This window comes from Catalinimonas alkaloidigena (genome assembly GCF_029504655.1).
In the GTDB taxonomy this organism is placed as follows: domain Bacteria; phylum Bacteroidota; class Bacteroidia; order Cytophagales; family Cyclobacteriaceae; genus Catalinimonas; species Catalinimonas alkaloidigena.
The window spans coordinates 4,425,489-4,442,798 of the sequence record NZ_JAQFIL010000001.1; the positions used below are offsets into that span (position 1 = coordinate 4,425,489).

The window sequence follows — 17,310 nt, forward strand, 5'->3', positions numbered from 1 at the left end:
GCCAGCCGACAATCCGTAAATTGCCATTTCTTCCGTGACAGTTTGGACAAAAAAACTATCTTTGCTGCAAACTTAGCAGGCTATGTCATTGATGAATTATATGGTTTGGGCAGCAGACCCTGATCTCGCGACTTTATGGGGCTTAACAATTCGCTGGTACGGATTACTCTTTGCCAGTGGGTTCCTTATCTCGCAACAGATTCTTTTTAGAATATTTAAAGCAGAAGGTCATAAAGAATCAGATGTAGAGACGCTCACCGTATTTATGGTTATTGCTACCATTTTGGGCGCCCGTCTTGGTCATGTTTTTTTCTATGAACCTGCCCGTTATCTGTCTAACCCTATTGACATACTCAAAATCTGGGAAGGTGGGCTAGCCAGTCACGGAGCGGCCTTTGGTATATTGTTCGCACTTTATCTATACAGCAATTACGATATTCGTTTCAATTTCTTTTCAAAATCCAAAAGTACCTTCAAAAAGCAGCCTCGTCCTGGTCAGAGCTTCCTTTGGGTGGTAGACAGAATTGTGATTGTAGTAGCCATGACGGGTGCGCTGATCCGCTTCGGCAACTTCATGAACTCAGAAATTGAAGGTCTCCCCACGAGTAGTGATTACGGGGTAATCTTTGCCTGGAACGCCAAAGAAGCACTTTTGAGTAGTAGCCCGGCAGTAGAAGAGGTAGAGGTATCAGAAGATGAAGATAGAGTCATAGCTGAACCTGTAGGGGATGAATATCGTCCAATCACTTTTACCATCAGATTTAGAAATGCCGATTATCCTGAAGAGGAAATTCGTTCATACCTGGATAGCAGGGTAAAAAGCCTGTTTACCAATTACCAAAGCATTCGCCGGCATATCTACGAACCCGCCGGCACCACGCTTCATTATACGCTATCCCAAGACCGCGGTGCTTATGTGGCTGAGGTACATACCTATGGAATACCCCGTCACCCTGCACAGCTTTACGAGTCAGGGACTTCTTTTTTATTATTTTTATTTTCTGCTTTTCCTTTGGAGCTGGATGCGCGAAAAAACACCGGAAGGCCTGTTGCTTGGACTTTTCCTGGTGATACTGTTCGGGTTACGCTTTGTTCATGAGTACTTCAAGGAGAATCAGGTTGATTTTGAAGATGCGATTCCGCTAAATATGGGTCAGTGGCTGAGTATACCTCTGATACTTGCAGGTATCATTCTCTTGATAAGGGTATACAGTAAATCCAGAAAACAGGCACACTAATAGCTAGCAAGCTTTGAAGCCGGCACGTAGATTTTGAGCGTTTGCCCGCTACGGATGATATTGTCTTTCATAGCGTTCCAGTCTCTAATCTGGCGCAGGCTTACGCCATAGCGTTTGGAGATGCCATCCATGGTTTGTCCACGGACGACTTTGTGCTCAAGTAGTTTCAGTTTATCAGACGCAGGTACGACCTCTCTCAGTACCTGCGCAGAACTCCTGACTTCATCTTTCAGTGGGTAGCTGGCAGTAAGGCTTTGATTATTCTTTGCAAAGGTTGCCATCTTATGCATAGGTAAAACAAGTGGCCAGCCTGCTCGTGAAGAAGGTATTATATTTTTGATGAGTGCGGGATTCAGAAACTCAAGTTCATCCTCCTGCATCTCCAGGCTTTCGGCTAGCTCATCAAAATTGACCTCATGATATACCCTGACGGTGTCTACTGCCTGAAAAGGGAGTTCAGGAAATACCGGCCTGATATTATGTTCTTGGGGATAATGGTTCAAGTATACTAAAGCCATGAAGGCTGGCACATAACTACGGGTTTCTGCCGGAAGATACTCTCTGATCCTCCAAAAATCATGGCTGCCTCCTGCCCTGACAATCGCTTTGTTTACATTTCCAGGCCCACTGTTGTAGGCAGCCAACGCCATAGGCCAGCTTCCGTAAATACCATGCAGGCGGTCAAGATAGTTGAGCGCGGCTCGGGTAGAAGCATAGGGATCTCTTCTTTCATCCAGATAATCATTAATTTCCAGCCCCAGCCACTTACCGGTACGATAGCGAATCTGCCATAGACCAACAGCTTCCATATTAGAACGGGCGTCGGCATGCAGCGCAGACTCTACCATCGTTAAGTACTTCAACTCCTGAGGCAGGTCTTTTTCCATGAGCGCTTGCTCTATGAAAGGAAAATAGAGCATACTTTTGCCGATCATACGCTCGGTAAGCTCTTTTTTTCGGATACCATACAGGTCTATAAAGTTCTCAACCTGTTCATTGAATACCAGATTCACTTTTGAAGTCATGTTAGCAAACCTCTTCCTGTAGACAGAGTCGGGGTAACTTACCAGTTCATTTTCTTCAAAACCATATGGGTTCTGGTGCAACGTATCAATCTGCGCGTAAAAAAGGTTATTGGCAGCGCTATCCAGATAGCTTGCGGTAAGTATTGGAGTGGTATTATCTTCACTGTCTGCCTCAGCAAACATAGAAATAATCGTATCAAAAGTAGTGAGTTCTTCTTCCACCTCAGCATTTGCCTGAGGTTCATCTCTACGGAGACTATCTTTGCTGATATCTGCTGAAGAAATACTACGGTTAACTTCTGAGCAAGAATATAAAAAAATGAAAACCAAGCTCAGGCTTAAAAAATAATACGTGCTTTTATCTTCCATATCATATACATAAAGCTTTTATCTCTAAAAATGTTATGTATATCCTACAAGTATTCTTTTTTTCAGATATCCTAAGCCATAAAACAGAATTATCTACTGCGTTTCCAGATCATACCATTGAATATTTTGCAGGTTTTTACGTCTCCCCGTCTGCTCGGCTGCATAATGTTCTGCCAGATAATCCAGAATCTGATCTTCATTTTCACCCAGGTCCCAGAGTTTCTGGGTTTCCTGCATCCATACGATCATACTCTTCCAGCCTTCCCGGCTCGCCCTGTTTTGCGTGATCAGTTTAGCCGAATGGCAGCCGGTACAGTTGCCAATCACCAGGGGTAAAGCTTCATCCACTACCAGACCGGTAGCCTGGTCAATGCTATCTGCCTGACTAAGTTGAAGTGAGTCTGACGACATCTCTGCATTGCCGCTTTCCGGAGACTGACAAAAGCTGAAGACAGCAGATAAAACAAAAAAAATCAGTGCTGAATTAATATTAATTACTTTAAGCATAACTTCTCTTTTTACACCACCATAACCGCAATGCGGTGGCATGCATTGTTCAGATAACCTTTAGGATTCCAGCCGGGGACTAACATGGGCTGCATTTTTCCTTCGCTGTCCTTAGCTCTGGCCCATACCTCATAGTATCCTTTTTCGGGAAAATCAATTTCTGCCTGCCAGTGTTGCCATGCCAGCCGATTTTTAGGCGCTTGCAGCTTACAGGATTTCCAACTTGCACCAAAGTCTATAGAATAGTCAACCGCCTGTACAGAAAGATCACCTGCCCAGGCATGTCCACGGATAGCCAACGGCTGCCCCTCATCTATGCGTGCTCCGGTTTTGGGATAAGTAATCAGAGACTTAACCGGCATAGATTCTATGATGCACATTTCTTCTTCCGGCACTTTTGTACCGGGTGCTACTGGCTTACAAGGAACCCGGTAGGAATCACCTCCCATCTTAGGCCCATCATGTACCTGGTTGCGTATCACAATTCTGCTCAGCCACTTGCCTGAGGTGGAAGCGGGCCAGCCTCCAAATACCAGACGAAGGGGATAGCCGTTCATGAGGGGTAAATCTTTACCATTCAGTGCCCAGGCAATCAGCGACTCATCTTCCAGCGCTTTATGCATCGGTACGCCCCTAGAGATCACTACTTTTTCAGGATCATTACTAAGATGCGTATCCTGCCCATAGTAGCCAATGTAGACGGCATCGTCTTTGATTCCCACATCCTTCAACACATCTTTAAGCTTCACGCCTGTCCATTCAGGGCAGCCCACTGCACCCGTAGTCCACTGATTGCCTTTAGCAGGAGGGTTAAACTCATTACGGCCATTCCCCCCACACTCAATCGTCAGCTGATACGTGTAATTTTTAAATTTACTTTTTAAATCTTCTAGTGTATATACTTTCTTCTTTTGGGCTGACTCACCTTCTATGGTCAGTGTCCATTGGCTAAGGTCTATGTTCTTGGGTGGAATACCATTATTACGGACAAAAAGTGTTTCTGCAGCAGTGACAGGATCATCCAGCAGATGCGGTGGGGTTTCCACATTCCAGGGGCGATCATTTAATACCACCAGTTCGGGGTGTTTACCTTCCAGCGCAAAGGGTGCTGTATTTTCTGTCAAAGCAGCAGGAATAAGCCCTGCCGGCATATGATCGGCATATACGATTTTGGCTCCTAACACTGTGCTCATGGCTGCCAGTGCACTTTTTTTTAGAAATCCTCTCCTGCTTTTTGGGTCACACTCCCTCCCCCATAACAGTCGGTCAGCAGCGAGTGGGTCTTTACGGTATAGCGCATGTAAACCTATGCGCGCTTTTTTATTTTTCATATTTACATTCTTCTAAGCCCTTAATTTATCAATAAATGTTTTTTTTGCAGGAAAAGGCAGTAATTATCTTTAGCATATGACTTGATCAGCCATTGTAGTATGCTTTTTGATTTTGCATTGATATGTTAAAGAAAGTTTTTTTTATAAGCATTTTCCTGCTTGCGCTCATCTTACTTGCACGATTGCTGGCGCCTAGCTGGTACCGTTTTTTAGCAGTAGATCAGCCGGTGCAGAACGCTAAAGTTTTACTGGTGGAAGGGTGGGTATCAGATACTACGCTAAAAAATGCTGCACAAACTTTTTTAGAAGGTAAGTACTCAAAAATAATTGTAGCCAGCATTTTATTTTCTAACGAATACGGTATCAATTCTACCGGAAGTCTGGTATATAACATCAGGGAGCGGGCAAAGTATGACTCACTATTTATCAAGGCACACAGTAAAAAAGTGAGTGGAGAATATGCTGAAATGCTGGTCATGGTCAATGAGGATACTTTAGGTGAGACCTCCACTACCGCCGAGATCAAAAAATACGCCTTCCCGATTCCTCAGCAGGTTGATTCAATACAGCAGGTTAAAATTACTTTTACCAATGATTTTTTTGACTTCGCCCAAAAAGCTGACCGCAACCTCATAGTTGACAGCCTGTTTTTAGACCAAACTTTTGTTCCCAACCGTACCGACGATGTGTACTTTGACCGGAATAAAATTGATGGCTTAAGTACAGAAAGGGCTTACACAAGCCGTGCTGGCTCTGCCGCTGACTATCTGATTGAGCTTGGTATACCCGCTGAAGCTATGTATACCATTGATGCTCCCAATGTAGAATTTAACAGAACCTACACCACTGCTGTGGCTGTGGCTGCATGGATGGAAGAAAACAATTTTCCGGAAAAGCGAATGAACCTTATTTCTGAGAATGCACACGCCAGGCGAAGTTGGATGCTTTTCAAAAAGGCGATGCCAGACAATGTTGAGATTGGTATTATCTCCTCCTCAAGATTTGATGACGATGAGATAAAGTGGTGGAAAAACAAAGGTAAAAGAGCCTATGTATTTAACCAAACTTTAAAGTTTTGGTATGCAGTTATATCATACTTCTTTGTGTAAACATTATTTATGAATAAGCAGTAAGACTTTTTTAAAAAAATAGTATCTTATGGTAGGTACTTTTTTACCTCAACTGTCTGTCTATGAAAAAACTTGTACTGTTTGTTTTCATATCTTCTTTTCATCCCTGGCTTTGGGCACAGGAATTTAACTGGGGGCTTAATGTAGCTCCCGGTATCTCATATCGTATAGGACAAATCAATGGTGTAAGTGACTACGCCCAGTCTGTACAGATTGGGGAAGAACCCATGTACGTATTTGACTTTGGCATAGATATGCGAAAAAATATTACTGAGAAGCTCAGCCTCGGTACAGGGATATATTATTCTCAAAAAGGCTTTTCCAATACCCATGTGGCTGCTGCCTATGACGATCCGCTACTGAGCAGGCGTTATCTACTGGATTTTGTCCAGAACTACCTGGAAGTGCCTTTTTACCTTACCTACAGTGTTTACCAGAATGAGCAACTTGAATTTTACCCTATGTTAGGGATAAATAACAGCATGCTTCTGTCTGAAAAAAATAGCATTTCCACCACGAGCGGAGAGATCAGTGAGGAAACGATGAAAACACTTTCCGAGCCTTACCTCAGCAGTACTAAGCTCCATAACCTTGGCCTTTTAGGTGGAATTGGGATTATGGGTACTGTCGACAGCAAATCGGCGATTGGCTTAGAAGCTATCGGTAAGCTTATGTTTACTCCACTGGAAGATAAGTTTACTGTAACAAACCGCTACTTATACTCATTGAATTTTAATTTTAAGTTTGTCAGGAAAATCCGCTAATTCATACCTCAATCCATTTTAGCAATTCATATAATGCGTATCCCTTATTTTTTATTGTTATTACTGCCATTTTGTAATTATTCCTGTGCCAGCAGTCAATCATTAGATATAGTAGATAAGCCCATTATCTTTGATGAAGAGCGAAAAGCATTGTCGCTGGAGTACATGAGATCTCACTACGGAATTGAGGCAGAAGAGCCTGTCATTGAACCCAGTATGATCGTGGTCCACTGGACCGCCATACCCACATTTGAAGGTTCATTTGAAGCATTTTATAATACAAAGCTTCCATCATCCCGTACAGGTATCAAGGGGGGGGGGGCGCTTAATGTGTCCGTTCCTTACCTGATTGATAGAGATGGCACCATTTACCAGCTCATGCCTGATACAGTTTTTGCCCGCCATGTCATTGGCCTTAACCATACTGCCATAGGCATTGAAAATGTAGGAGATGGTGATCAGCATCCCTTGACCGAAGCGCAGTACCAGGCTAATAAAGACCTTATCAAGCACCTGGCAAATAAGTATGACATTGACTACCTCATCGGGCACCACGAATACCAGCGATTTAAAACCCATCCCCTTTGGCTGGAGAAAGACCCTGATTATCTTACTGAAAAGGATGATCCGGGAGATGAATTTATGAACAGGCTGCGTGCTGATCTCGGTGACCTAAACTTAAAGTCTCTACCCCTTCAAGACAATATCCAACAGGGTATACAAGGAAAAGTCATCTGGCGGGCAGGAAACCTGATGCCCGACATCCAAAATGATGACATTCCTTCACCTGAAAAGCAGGGAGAAGGTATAGCCAGGACGGTCTATATTTATGATCTTACTGATCGTAATGAAGCAGTGTATCAGAATGGTTTCTTTACTGAAGTAAATGAAGCGTTGATTGAAAAAGTAACAAGCGATGAAAACGGATATTTTTCTGTAGCTCTAGCTCCCGGTAGTTATTCTATTCTTATAGAAGAAGAACAGGGGCTGTATGCCAATTTTTTTGACGGCGAAGGTAATATTCATCCGGTACAGGTATACCCGGATAGCGTCAGCCATATAGATGTTATAGTAGATTACAAAGCCGCTTATTAACTTTTTTAGCAGCGGATTCACCAGATAGTGTGATAAGCTATCCTAGCTTTTGTAAACCATCTTGGCATGGGCTTGTTTTTTAGCAATCTGAGGTAAGATTGTAGGGGTATTGAAAAAAAAATATAGTGCTTTTATAACCATTTGACCATCAAATCATTAGAAAAGTAACAATATATTTTATTAAATATTTTTTAATATAACTTTATTCATAAAAATCATTTTTTAGTTATATCCACAGCTTTATATATTATCACAACTAATAAGTCTATCAAAATAAACCCTATGTGAAGAATGAAAATAAATCAAATTTTTCTTTGGAAAGACGCTATTTACTTTTGAGCTCATAGACTTTTGGGTTCTCTATGAGCTCTCTCTGAAGTAATCATACCGCAACTACTTTCACTATGGAAAATATAGAGCAAGTAATCTTAGAAAACACTCTTGTAGGATATTGGGATTGGAATATCGCCGAAAACACCAAATACCTGAGTCCTCAATTTAAATCCATGCTTGGCTACGAGGATCATGAGTTACCAAATAGCCCTGAGACATGGGAAACACTTATTTTTCCTGAAGATTTGGTGCGTGTATCAAAAATTTACCATGGACATACAAAAAGTAAGGGGAAAATTCCCTATAAGTCCGAGGTAAGATATAAGCATAAAAATGGTTCAACGGTATGGGTGGTCTGCACAGGAAGGGTAATAGAGTGGGACGAAGATGACAAGCCTGTTAGAATGGTTGGCTGTTATATTGATATTACCCTACAAAAAGCAGCAGAAAAAAAACTCAAAACCCAGAATAATAGATTCCAGAGTATTTTAGCAGGTACTAATAGCGGCACGTGGGAATGGAACGTTCAAACAGGAGACACAATTTTCAATGAACGTTGGGCAGAAATCATTGGATACACCCTTGAGGAACTTCAACCTGTATCCATTGAGACCTGGCTTAAACATACTCATCCTGATGATCTAAAGCGCTCGGGAGAATTACTGGAAGATCACTTCGTCGGCAAAACAGATTTTTACGAGTGTGAATGCAGAATGCTGCATAAAAATGGGCATTGGGTGTGGGTCCTGGATAGAGGCAAAGTAATTAGCTGGACCCTAGATGGTAAACCTCTGTGGATGGCTGGCTCTCATCAGGAAATTACCGAACGAAAAAACAATGAGGCCCAACTAGAAAAGTACAAATACCTATTAGGCAAAGCCAATCAGGTAGCTAAAATTGGAACCTGGGAAATTGACTTTAAGAAGAACAGGCCTATATGGAATGAGGGAACTCGTAAAATTCATGAAGTAGATGCGCATTACCAGCCCGATATGGAAACTGCCATCTTGTTTTATCCGGAAGGTGAGCAGCGTGATAAAATTACTGATGCGGTAAAAAAAGCCATCAATGAGGGCCTTCCTTTTGACCTTGAACTTCAAATTCTTACCGCTAAAAATAACCTGATATGGGTAAGGGCCATCGGAATTCCCGATTTTGAAAATATGAAGTGCAGAAGGCTGTATGGTATTTTTCAGGATATCGATGAGCAAAAAAAATCAACCCTCAAGCTAACACGAAGCGAGGAACAGTTTAGACAAACCTTTACGCATGCAGCTATTGGTATGGCACTGGTCTCAACGGAAGGAAAGTGGTTACAAGTGAACAAGCAAGTCTGCGATATGCTTGGCTACACTGAAGAGGAATTACTGCAAAAAACCTTTCAGGATATCACGCATCCTGATGACCTTGATATTGACCTCAGCTACGTACAGCAAATGCTCGACAATGAAATAAGCTCTTACCAAATGGAGAAGCGGTATTTTCATAAAAACGGCGGTATTGTCTGGGGTTTGTTGGCTGTTTCTCTGGTAAAAGACGGAGAGGGTAATCCTTTACATTTTGTCTCACAGATACAAGATATTTCTGAGCTTAAAAAAGCCTATAAGCAACTTGAAGAATCCGTCAGTCTTGTAAAAGAACAGAATGACAGGCTTATCAATTTTGCGCATATTGTTTCGCATAACTTAAGGTCACATACGGGCAACCTGGAAATGATGCTGAAGTTTCTGAGCATGGAAACCGATGAGGAAGAGAAAAAGATTTTACTGGAAAATATTACCGGTATTTCCTCTTCTCTTTCTGAAACCATCACCTACCTGACAGAAGTGGTGCGTATTCAAACGGATGTTGACGGACAAAAAGAGTCACTGAACCTGAAGCATTTTCTTGACAAGACGATCAATACCCTGAGTGCGGATTTACGGAAAACTGATGGAGAGATTGTGGTAAGCGTAGATGAAGAGACAGAAATCATCTTTAACTCAGCTTATCTTGACAGCGTACTGTTAAACTTTTTGAGTAACGCACTGAAATACAGGCACCCTAAACGTAAACCTCACATAAAAATCTGGACAGAAAAACAAGATGATTATCTCATACTTTCTATTGCCGACAATGGCAGAGGAATAGATCTGGATAAGTACGGAGCAAAACTTTTTGGCCTATATAAGACCTTCCATGAGCATCAGGATGCCCGGGGCGTAGGGCTTTTTATCACAAAAAACCAGATAGAAGCCATGGGGGGCAAAGTAAGCGTAGAAAGCACTATTAATATTGGAACAACCTTTAGAATATATTTTTGCTATGAAAAAAATAAAGCTTGCGTGCATCATTGACGACGATACTATTTATGTATATGGCGTAAAGAAGTTGATGAAAATAGTAGACTTCTGTGAAAACACATTGGTTTTCAAAAACGGTAAGGAAGCCATCAAATACCTAAAGCCCGTCATTGAACAAGGAGAAGGAATACCCGATGTCATTCTATTAGATATCAATATGCCTGTTATGGACGGTTGGCAGTTTCTTGATGAGTTTGTGAAAATCAAACCAAAAACAAAAGAAATCACTATTTATATGGTTTCTTCGTCTGTAGACCCTGAAGATGTCAACAAGGTTAAAGATTATGCTGATGTATCAGACTACATTATTAAACCGATCACAGAAGAAGCATTGATAAGTCTGATTGATAAAAACCCATAAGTGCTTTGACGCTAAAGCCTTAGTGTACATTTTTTTTTGGCAGACTCGCTCTTTCCCACTAATCTTTTTTATATTCTCTCTCTATTAGCGCTTAAATTACAGGCTGCTTTCCAACCCTTTTTACCCATTGAGTGTCTAAAGAAAAGATAAGCAACAAAGCAAAAGTATCAACCTAAGCCTGGAACTATAGTTTAGCATGCATGATGAAAAAGCGCTTGTCTCCGGATGTATCAAAGGAGAACGGGCAATGCAGAAAGAATTGTATGATCAATTTTCCGGACGGATGCTCTCCGTATGTATGCGCTATTGCAAAAGCCGTGAAGATGCTGAAGACATATTGCAGGAGGCATTTATTAAAGTTTTCAACAATATTGAGTCTTTCCGCAAAGAATCTTCTCTAGGCTACTGGATCAAGCGTATTGTCATCAACACAGCCTTAAACTACCATCGTAAGAGCGTTTATCTTTATCCACATTTTGATATTGAAGATATGCATGATATCGGTGATGATGACCTAACAATATCTAACCATAACTACAAAGACTTACTGAAGATATTACAGTCGTTACCCCAGGGGTGCCAGGTAATATTTAACCTGTATGCTGTTGAGGGTTACAAACACAAAGAAATTGCTGAAATGCTAAACATCAGTGAAGGCACATCAAAATCACAGTATGCACGCGCCAAATCATTGATCAAAGACATGATTACGGAAACAGGGGAGGTGAAACATGGCTAATATGGAAAAAAGGTCAGATTTTGAAGATCAGTGGAGGGACGCATTTGAAGATGCTGAAATCTTACCCTCTGCTAATTTGTGGAAGAATATTGATAATCAGCTTACCATGCAGGAGAATGGTAAGTACCGTAAAGGTTTTATTTTTTATCGTGCTGTAGCGGCTGCTTGTATTGTATGTTTACTTGCACTGGGCTACTATGTCTTGCAAAATAACATGGGCAAAAGTGAGCAGGAACTCGCTAATCAATCAGCAACGCAGCAGCAGGGACAGGCTCCCGAGCAGAAAGCTAATGATGGCTTGGCATTGGAAAATAATAATGAAGCGCCAGAGCATGTTAATGAGCAACAATTACCTGATAGAGCGTCGCAAAGCACATTGAACAACTCACTGGCACAGGAAAACAGGAATGAGACGGAAGAGGCAGGGCAAAGCTCTGAGCAGGCTAAAGCGGACATCTCTGTGAGTCACAAACAAGGTATTGGCGCTGGTCCAACTCAGGCTCTCTCCCCTGAAAACTTAGCCTTGACCCATAAGGATAACGCACGTCTCACCCCAGGTGCTTTTGGGCATCATGATTTGAGCAATGTATTGGCTTTATCCTCAATATCTTCCATGGGGCCTGAGCTTACTGAGATAGAAGTCAGTGACTGGACTAAAGATGTTGTCAGACTCTACAGCGTGCCACAGGTAATCGTAGATGACAAGGGTGCCAAGCAAAAGCCTGAATTCTTTGCCGGGCTGAATCTGGCGACCAATTATTTTGACCCTAATTTCAGCTCAGGGGCTAATAGTGCTTTTGCCCATGGCCTCAGTCCTGCCGCCGATGAGAATTATAATGTTTATAACCTTGACCAGGGCTTCAGTACACTGGGCACGCGTAGTTCTCCTGCGAACAGTGGGCTGGAAAATAAGCCCCGGCTATCACTTTCCTATGGCGTAGATGTAGGGGTAATGTTGACCGAACATATAAGCCTGGAAAGTGGGCTGGACTACGGACGCATGAATACCAGCACCCGAACCAGCTGGATAGCTGAAGATTACGCGCAGGGTCAGCGTATTCCTTTGCTGGCTAGCAATGCGCAGGCGGAAGCAGCCTTTAGTCGTCGAACTCAATTTTCACAACAGGAGCTTGAGCTTACTAATTCTTTCGCGTTCCTATCCGTTCCGCTTAAGCTGGGTTATAATCTGGGCTTTGAGCGTATACATTTTAACTTGAGTTCAGGTGTGGCCGCTAATTTTTTCCTGAATAACCGGCTTTCTGATGAGAGTGGACAGCTCAGTACTGTAAACATTAGCGCAAATACGAACAGTCCTTACCGTCCGGTTTACTATAGTGGTGTAGTGAGTGGTGGTGTAAACTACTTGATAGCCAGTAACTACGCTGTATCGGTATCCCCTAACTATAACTTTTCCCTCAGCGCACTCACTGAAAACGGAAACAACTTTAGCAGTCAGCCCAATGCCTTTGGGGTAGATTTTGGTCTGCGCTATAATTTCAGATAAAAAAAAGAAGCCTGAAATGTTTCACTTCAGGCTTCTAAACTATTCAGACTAAAATATATCAACCATTACTTTTTCCACTCCCGGGAAGCAAACGCTTTATCTACCGGAGTCTGAGCCAGATGGTTACTGTAATTACTGATAGTTTTGACACTGATGGCCAATACAATATTCAGAATATCGTCCTGCTCATAACCAGCATCTAAAAATGCCGAAACATCTTCTTCTGCCGGCCACCCTCTTTTTTCTACCATGGTACGGGCAAATTTGCTCAATGCATTGAGTTTATCTTCCTGTATTACTTTACCATCTCTAATGGCATTGGTTATTTCTTCCGGTACTTTAGACATCGTATCAGCAATGATGCTATGCGCAGCCATGCAATAGTGACAGCTATTTTCATAACTGATAGACAGCAATATGACTTCCTGCTCTACCGCTGAGAAGTTTGTTTTCCCACGAAACAATTTATATCCATGTAGGTAAGTATCCAGTTAAGCCGGTGAATTGGCCATTACGCCGTACATATTAGGCACAAATCCCATCTGCTCCTCCGCGCCTTCTAAAAAACATTTTGCGCCATCAGGTGCATTATCTACTGTTCTGATAGAAAAATCCACATTATTCAAAGTCTCCATAAAACGAAAAAATTATATTTTTTTAAGATTAAAACTGTTATGATAACGGATGCACTCCCAGGCTTTTGAGCAAATTGTGTCTGCCAAAAGACAAAGTCCATGATTAAACAATACTAACTGAAAGGACAAAGTCAGCTCAAACTGGTAGGCAATGGCTTGAAGACTACCCTGATCCTCCGGCAAAATCTTTCAGCTTGTTTTATTTGAAAATACCCCGTATTACTACTTATGTTCGTATTATGCCAACTTTAGCACCTTCAGTATCTGTCATACTGCCTTTCAGAAATGCTGAGCTATCCCTGAGAGAGTCAGTTGAGAGCATTTTACACCAAACACACACTGATTTTGAACTACTACTTATTGATAACAACTCTTCCGATCAAAGCACTACAACTGCCAAAGATTTTGCCCAAAAAGATGAACGCATACGATATATCACGGAATATCATGTAGGCATAGTCCATGCATTGCATACCGGCCTGGCACAAGCTACTTGTAAATACATTGCCCGTATGGATGCCGATGATATCGCTTACCCTGAAAGACTTCTGCGCCAATACCAATATCTGAAACAGAACCCTTCGGTTGATGTAGTAGCCTGTCAGGTCAGCTGTGGTGAAAGCGAGAAATCAGAGGGGATAATGACTTATGTAAATTGGGCTAATGCACTGGTTTCGCACGAAGACATGTTTCTGAACCGCTTTATAGATTCGCCTATTATTCATCCCACTGTGATGTTCAGGAAGTCCCTGCTTACTCAATTGGATAGTTATCGTGAAGGCAGTTTTCCTGAAGATTTTGAATTGTGGCTCCGCTGGATGGAAGCAGGCGTACGATTCTACAAACTTCCTGAGGTATTACTTTACTGGCGGGATAGTGAAAACAGGCTTACCCGTAAAGATGCACGCTATAAGACTGAGGCCTTTTACCGTATCAAAACAGCATACTTAGTGAAGTGGTTACAAAAATACAATCCCTTCCATCCCAAAGTAGTAGTCTGGGGTGGCGGACGGAAAAGCAGGCAAAGGGCAAGCCTTCTGGAAAAAAATGGCATAGAGATTACCGCCTATATTGATATCATATCTGATAAAACCACTGCTAAACCTTGTATCCATTATCTGGATATAGCAGTTCCGGGTAGTTACTTTATTTTATCTTATGTCAGCAAGCGCGGACAAAGAGAGAAAATTAAAGATTACCTCCAGCAAAAAGGTTATCAGGAAGGCAAACATTTTTTACTGATCGGCTGAAATCAGCCCAAAGCAACATCCAAAATCATCATAATGGTAAAGCCAAGCATGACCCCCACAGTCGCTATGTCGGTATTTTTATGGTACTGAGATTCAGGAATCAATTCCTCAACCACTACAAAAATCATGGCTCCTGCCGCAAAAGAAAGGGCATAAGGTAGGATTGGGCGAAAAAATAAGACAGCAGCCGCACCTAACACCCCGGCCATAGGCTCTACCAAGCCGGAAAGCTGACCGTACCAAAAGCTTTTCCTTCGGCTAAGCCCCTCTCGTCTTAGTGGCACTGAAACTGAAATACCTTCCGGAAAATTTTGAATGCCGATACCTAATCCCAATATCATGGCACTAGCCAGGGTCGCGGTAGAGGATACATCCGAAGCTATAGCGCCAAAGGCTACGCCTACCGCCAAACCTTCCGGGATATTGTGTAAGGTGATGGCCAATACCAATAAAATGCTGCGGTGCCATTGGGTTTTCATTCCTTCAGCTTCTTCTGTAGGGAAGCCCAGGTGCAGGTGTGGCAATATTTTGTCAATGCCAAACAAAAAGGCCCCTCCTAAAAGAAAGCCTACGGCAGCGGGAACCCAACTGGCTACGTCACCTTGTTTTTCGGCCATCTCAATGCCGGGGGCAAGTAATGACCAGTAGCTGGCCGCGATCATGACACCTGCGGCAAAGCCCAGCATGCCATCCATAAATTTCTGATTGATGCGCTTGAAGAAGAAGACAAGGCTGGCCCCCAGTGCTGTCATCAACCAGGTAAAGCCGGTAGCTACTAATGCTTGTGTAATCGGCTGTAATGTTTCTATCCAGGTTTTTATAGATTCAAACATATGGGGTAACCCTGGAATGCTATAAGATGTTGGAACAAATTTATTAGCTAATCTTTGCCCCCGATAAACCTGAATACTATTCACCATGAATAGATACCCACTCACCTTTGATAAGTGCTGCTTCACATGTAATACTTGAAAATAATGCACCATAACGGTAATTTACTAGCATGAAAATAACACGAACCCGCCTTTTTATTATCATCGCCGCCAGTTTGCTACCCCTGCATTTATTCTTTGAATTAATAAGTGTAGATACCATAGCTTTATATGCAATGATCTATCAGTTTCTGATAAACTCTATGCCTATTGTGCTAGGCATATTCATTATTTACTTTGGGTTTCGCTATTTACAAACCCAAAAGAACGAACAGGCCATCACGCTAGATCAACAATCCAGTCAGTCTATTCTTAAGATCGCCGTACAATCAGGAGATAAAATTTTACTGCTCTCACTGGATAAAATTGCCTCTTTCTATGCACGTAATAATTATGTCTATGCCTACACAGACGAAGCCAAAGAATACCTGGTGGAGCATACGCTGTCCGCATTAGAAGAAAAACTTCCCCCTCAGTTTGTACGCGTACACCGTTCTTCTATCATCAATGAAGATTACGTGCAAAGCATAGAGAGAGGAAAAGAGGGCAAGCATACCATCACCCTGGAAGACCAAAAAAACAAGAAAATACATGTAAGTCAGTCCTATGGACAGGTAGTAAGAAAGATGACGGCTTTGTAAAGCTGCCTCACATTGTTGTATCTTGAAAGCGAATTTTTTAATCTTTAAAACTATTTTTTTCATGGAATACAGAACTTTTGGAAATACAGACTTAAAAGTGAGTGAGGTAGGTTTTGGTGCCTGGGGCATCGGTGGACCGGCTATGGCTGGTGATATTCCTATCGGCTGGGGCGATGTGCAGGATGAGACTTCTGTTAAAGCACTGCAAAAAGCTTTTGAACTGGGTATCAACTTTTATGATACGGCTGACTTTTATGGCTTAGGCCATTCTGAGGAGTTGATAGGAAATGTATTCGGTAACCGCCAGGATATTATCGTGGCCAGCAAAGTAGGTCATCGTTTGGCCAACGACCAATCCATATTTGTAGATTATTCCAGGCAATACATCCTGAAAGCCTGCGAAGATAGCCTCCGACGGCTCAAGCGAGATACTATTGACTATTACCAATTACATAGCGCCAAAAAAGCTGACCTGGAGCAAGGTGAATGCCTGCAAGCCTTGGAGCAATTGAAACAGGAAGGAAAAATTCGCTACTGGGGCCTGAGCCTAAATACTTATGCTCCTGAGCCTGAAGCTGAATACATGTTGGAAAACCAAATCGGTAGTGGGTTTCAGTTGGTTTTTAATATGATTAACCAACAGGCAGTCCGTATTTTTGAAAAAGCGAAACAACAGGGAATGGGAATTATTGCCCGTATGCCGCTTCAGTTTGGCCTGCTGACCGGTAAATTTTCTAAAGCAACTCGCTTTGAGACCAATGACCATCGCCACTTTCGCCTGACTCCTGAGATTCTGGAAACTTCACTGGACGCATTGGAAGAAGTATGGCCGCTATGTGAGAAGTACGGTGTCAGCAAGACTGAGCTAAGCATGAGTTTTATCCTAAGTTTTGAAGAGGTGTCTACTGTGATTCCGGGAATCAAAACACCCGAACAGGCTGAGAAAAACACGCATGGAATCGTAAGACTTTCTTCAGAAGACAGAAACTTTATCTCTTCTCTTTTTGAAAGTAAGTTCCAACAGGTTTTACAGCAGATGCAGCAGCATGGCTAAGCACTACCCATTCAGCATAGGATTCATTCACCGGATATTTCCTGAAAGCACTTATTGGTG

Annotated in this window: 16 protein-coding genes and 1 pseudogene; 11 read left to right on the forward strand and 6 right to left on the reverse strand. The window is 42.3% G+C overall.

The window, feature by feature from the left end:
• The first annotated feature begins 100 nt into the window (after nucleotides 1-100).
• Nucleotides 101-1,238, forward strand: a pseudogene (locus OKW21_RS17965) (prolipoprotein diacylglyceryl transferase).
• Here OKW21_RS17965 and OKW21_RS17970 read toward each other — a convergent pair.
• From OKW21_RS17970 to OKW21_RS17980, 3 genes are all read right to left on the reverse strand, one after another.
• Nucleotides 1,235-2,632, reverse strand: a complete 1,398-nt coding sequence (locus tag OKW21_RS17970; protein ID WP_277481710.1) for a lytic transglycosylase domain-containing protein — start codon at nucleotides 2,630-2,632, stop codon at nucleotides 1,235-1,237. The pseudogene OKW21_RS17965 and the gene OKW21_RS17970 sit on opposite strands and share 4 nt — an antisense overlap.
• Before the next feature lie 93 nt (nucleotides 2,633-2,725).
• Entirely contained in the window at nucleotides 2,726-3,139 is a 414-nt protein-coding gene (locus OKW21_RS17975) for a cytochrome C (RefSeq protein WP_277481711.1), read from the reverse strand.
• A gap of 11 nt (nucleotides 3,140-3,150) precedes the next feature.
• Nucleotides 3,151-4,332 (reverse strand): sulfite oxidase, encoded by a 1,182-nt coding sequence (locus OKW21_RS17980; protein WP_277487734.1) that lies wholly within the window; start codon nucleotides 4,330-4,332, stop codon nucleotides 3,151-3,153.
• 260 nt (nucleotides 4,333-4,592) lie between these two features.
• Here OKW21_RS17980 and OKW21_RS17985 point away from each other — a divergent pair, with 260 nt between their 5' ends.
• From OKW21_RS17985 to OKW21_RS18015, 7 genes are all read left to right on the forward strand, one after another.
• Nucleotides 4,593-5,579, forward strand: a complete 987-nt coding sequence (locus OKW21_RS17985) for a carbohydrate-binding domain-containing protein (RefSeq protein ID WP_277481714.1) — start codon at nucleotides 4,593-4,595, stop codon at nucleotides 5,577-5,579.
• 83 nt (nucleotides 5,580-5,662) lie between these two features.
• Nucleotides 5,663-6,364 (forward strand): outer membrane beta-barrel protein, encoded by a 702-nt coding sequence (locus OKW21_RS17990; RefSeq protein WP_277481717.1) that lies wholly within the window; start codon nucleotides 5,663-5,665, stop codon nucleotides 6,362-6,364.
• A gap of 33 nt (nucleotides 6,365-6,397) precedes the next feature.
• Nucleotides 6,398-7,459: an N-acetylmuramoyl-L-alanine amidase gene (locus OKW21_RS32570; RefSeq protein ID WP_338130068.1), complete on the forward strand. Its 1,062-nt coding sequence runs from the start codon at nucleotides 6,398-6,400 to the stop codon at nucleotides 7,457-7,459.
• Nucleotides 7,460-7,863: 404 nt separating this feature from the next.
• Nucleotides 7,864-10,128, forward strand: coding sequence for a PAS domain-containing sensor histidine kinase (locus OKW21_RS18000; protein WP_277481719.1), 2,265 nt, complete (start codon nucleotides 7,864-7,866; stop codon nucleotides 10,126-10,128).
• Nucleotides 10,097-10,495 (forward strand): response regulator, encoded by a 399-nt coding sequence (locus tag OKW21_RS18005; RefSeq protein ID WP_277481722.1) that lies wholly within the window; start codon nucleotides 10,097-10,099, stop codon nucleotides 10,493-10,495. The genes OKW21_RS18000 and OKW21_RS18005 overlap by 32 nt, the downstream gene beginning before the upstream one ends.
• Before the next feature lie 196 nt (nucleotides 10,496-10,691).
• Nucleotides 10,692-11,234, forward strand: coding sequence for an RNA polymerase sigma factor (locus OKW21_RS18010; protein WP_277481724.1), 543 nt, complete (start codon nucleotides 10,692-10,694; stop codon nucleotides 11,232-11,234).
• A gap of 1 nt (nucleotide 11,235) precedes the next feature.
• Entirely contained in the window at nucleotides 11,236-12,738 is a 1,503-nt protein-coding gene (locus OKW21_RS18015) for a hypothetical protein (protein WP_277481726.1), read from the forward strand.
• 65 nt (nucleotides 12,739-12,803) lie between these two features.
• Here OKW21_RS18015 and OKW21_RS18020 read toward each other — a convergent pair whose 3' ends face one another.
• Nucleotides 12,804-13,202, reverse strand: coding sequence for a carboxymuconolactone decarboxylase family protein (locus OKW21_RS18020; protein ID WP_277481729.1), 399 nt, complete (start codon nucleotides 13,200-13,202; stop codon nucleotides 12,804-12,806).
• Nucleotides 13,203-13,229: 27 nt separating this feature from the next.
• Nucleotides 13,230-13,373: a hypothetical protein gene (locus OKW21_RS18025; protein WP_277481732.1), complete on the reverse strand. Its 144-nt coding sequence runs from the start codon at nucleotides 13,371-13,373 to the stop codon at nucleotides 13,230-13,232.
• 203 nt (nucleotides 13,374-13,576) lie between these two features.
• Here OKW21_RS18025 and OKW21_RS18030 point away from each other — a divergent pair, with 203 nt between their 5' ends.
• The gene (locus OKW21_RS18030) at nucleotides 13,577-14,623 is read left to right on the forward strand and encodes a glycosyltransferase family 2 protein (RefSeq protein ID WP_277481736.1); all 1,047 of its coding nucleotides are present in this window, start codon (nucleotides 13,577-13,579) and stop codon (nucleotides 14,621-14,623) included.
• Between the two features lie 2 nt (nucleotides 14,624-14,625).
• On the opposite strand, the gene OKW21_RS18035 is transcribed toward OKW21_RS18030, so the two are convergent.
• Entirely contained in the window at nucleotides 14,626-15,456 is an 831-nt protein-coding gene (locus OKW21_RS18035; RefSeq protein WP_277481737.1) for a ZIP family metal transporter, read from the reverse strand.
• A 170-nt stretch (nucleotides 15,457-15,626) separates the two neighbouring features.
• Here OKW21_RS18035 and OKW21_RS18040 point away from each other — a divergent pair, with 170 nt between their 5' ends.
• Both OKW21_RS18040 and OKW21_RS18045 read left to right on the forward strand, forming a co-directional pair.
• Nucleotides 15,627-16,196 (forward strand): LytR/AlgR family response regulator transcription factor, encoded by a 570-nt coding sequence (locus OKW21_RS18040; protein ID WP_277481738.1) that lies wholly within the window; start codon nucleotides 15,627-15,629, stop codon nucleotides 16,194-16,196.
• Between the two features lie 61 nt (nucleotides 16,197-16,257).
• Complete coding sequence (locus tag OKW21_RS18045) at nucleotides 16,258-17,250, forward strand: aldo/keto reductase (RefSeq protein WP_277481739.1); 993 nt, start codon at nucleotides 16,258-16,260, stop codon at nucleotides 17,248-17,250.
• Nucleotides 17,251-17,310: the final 60 nt, after the last annotated feature.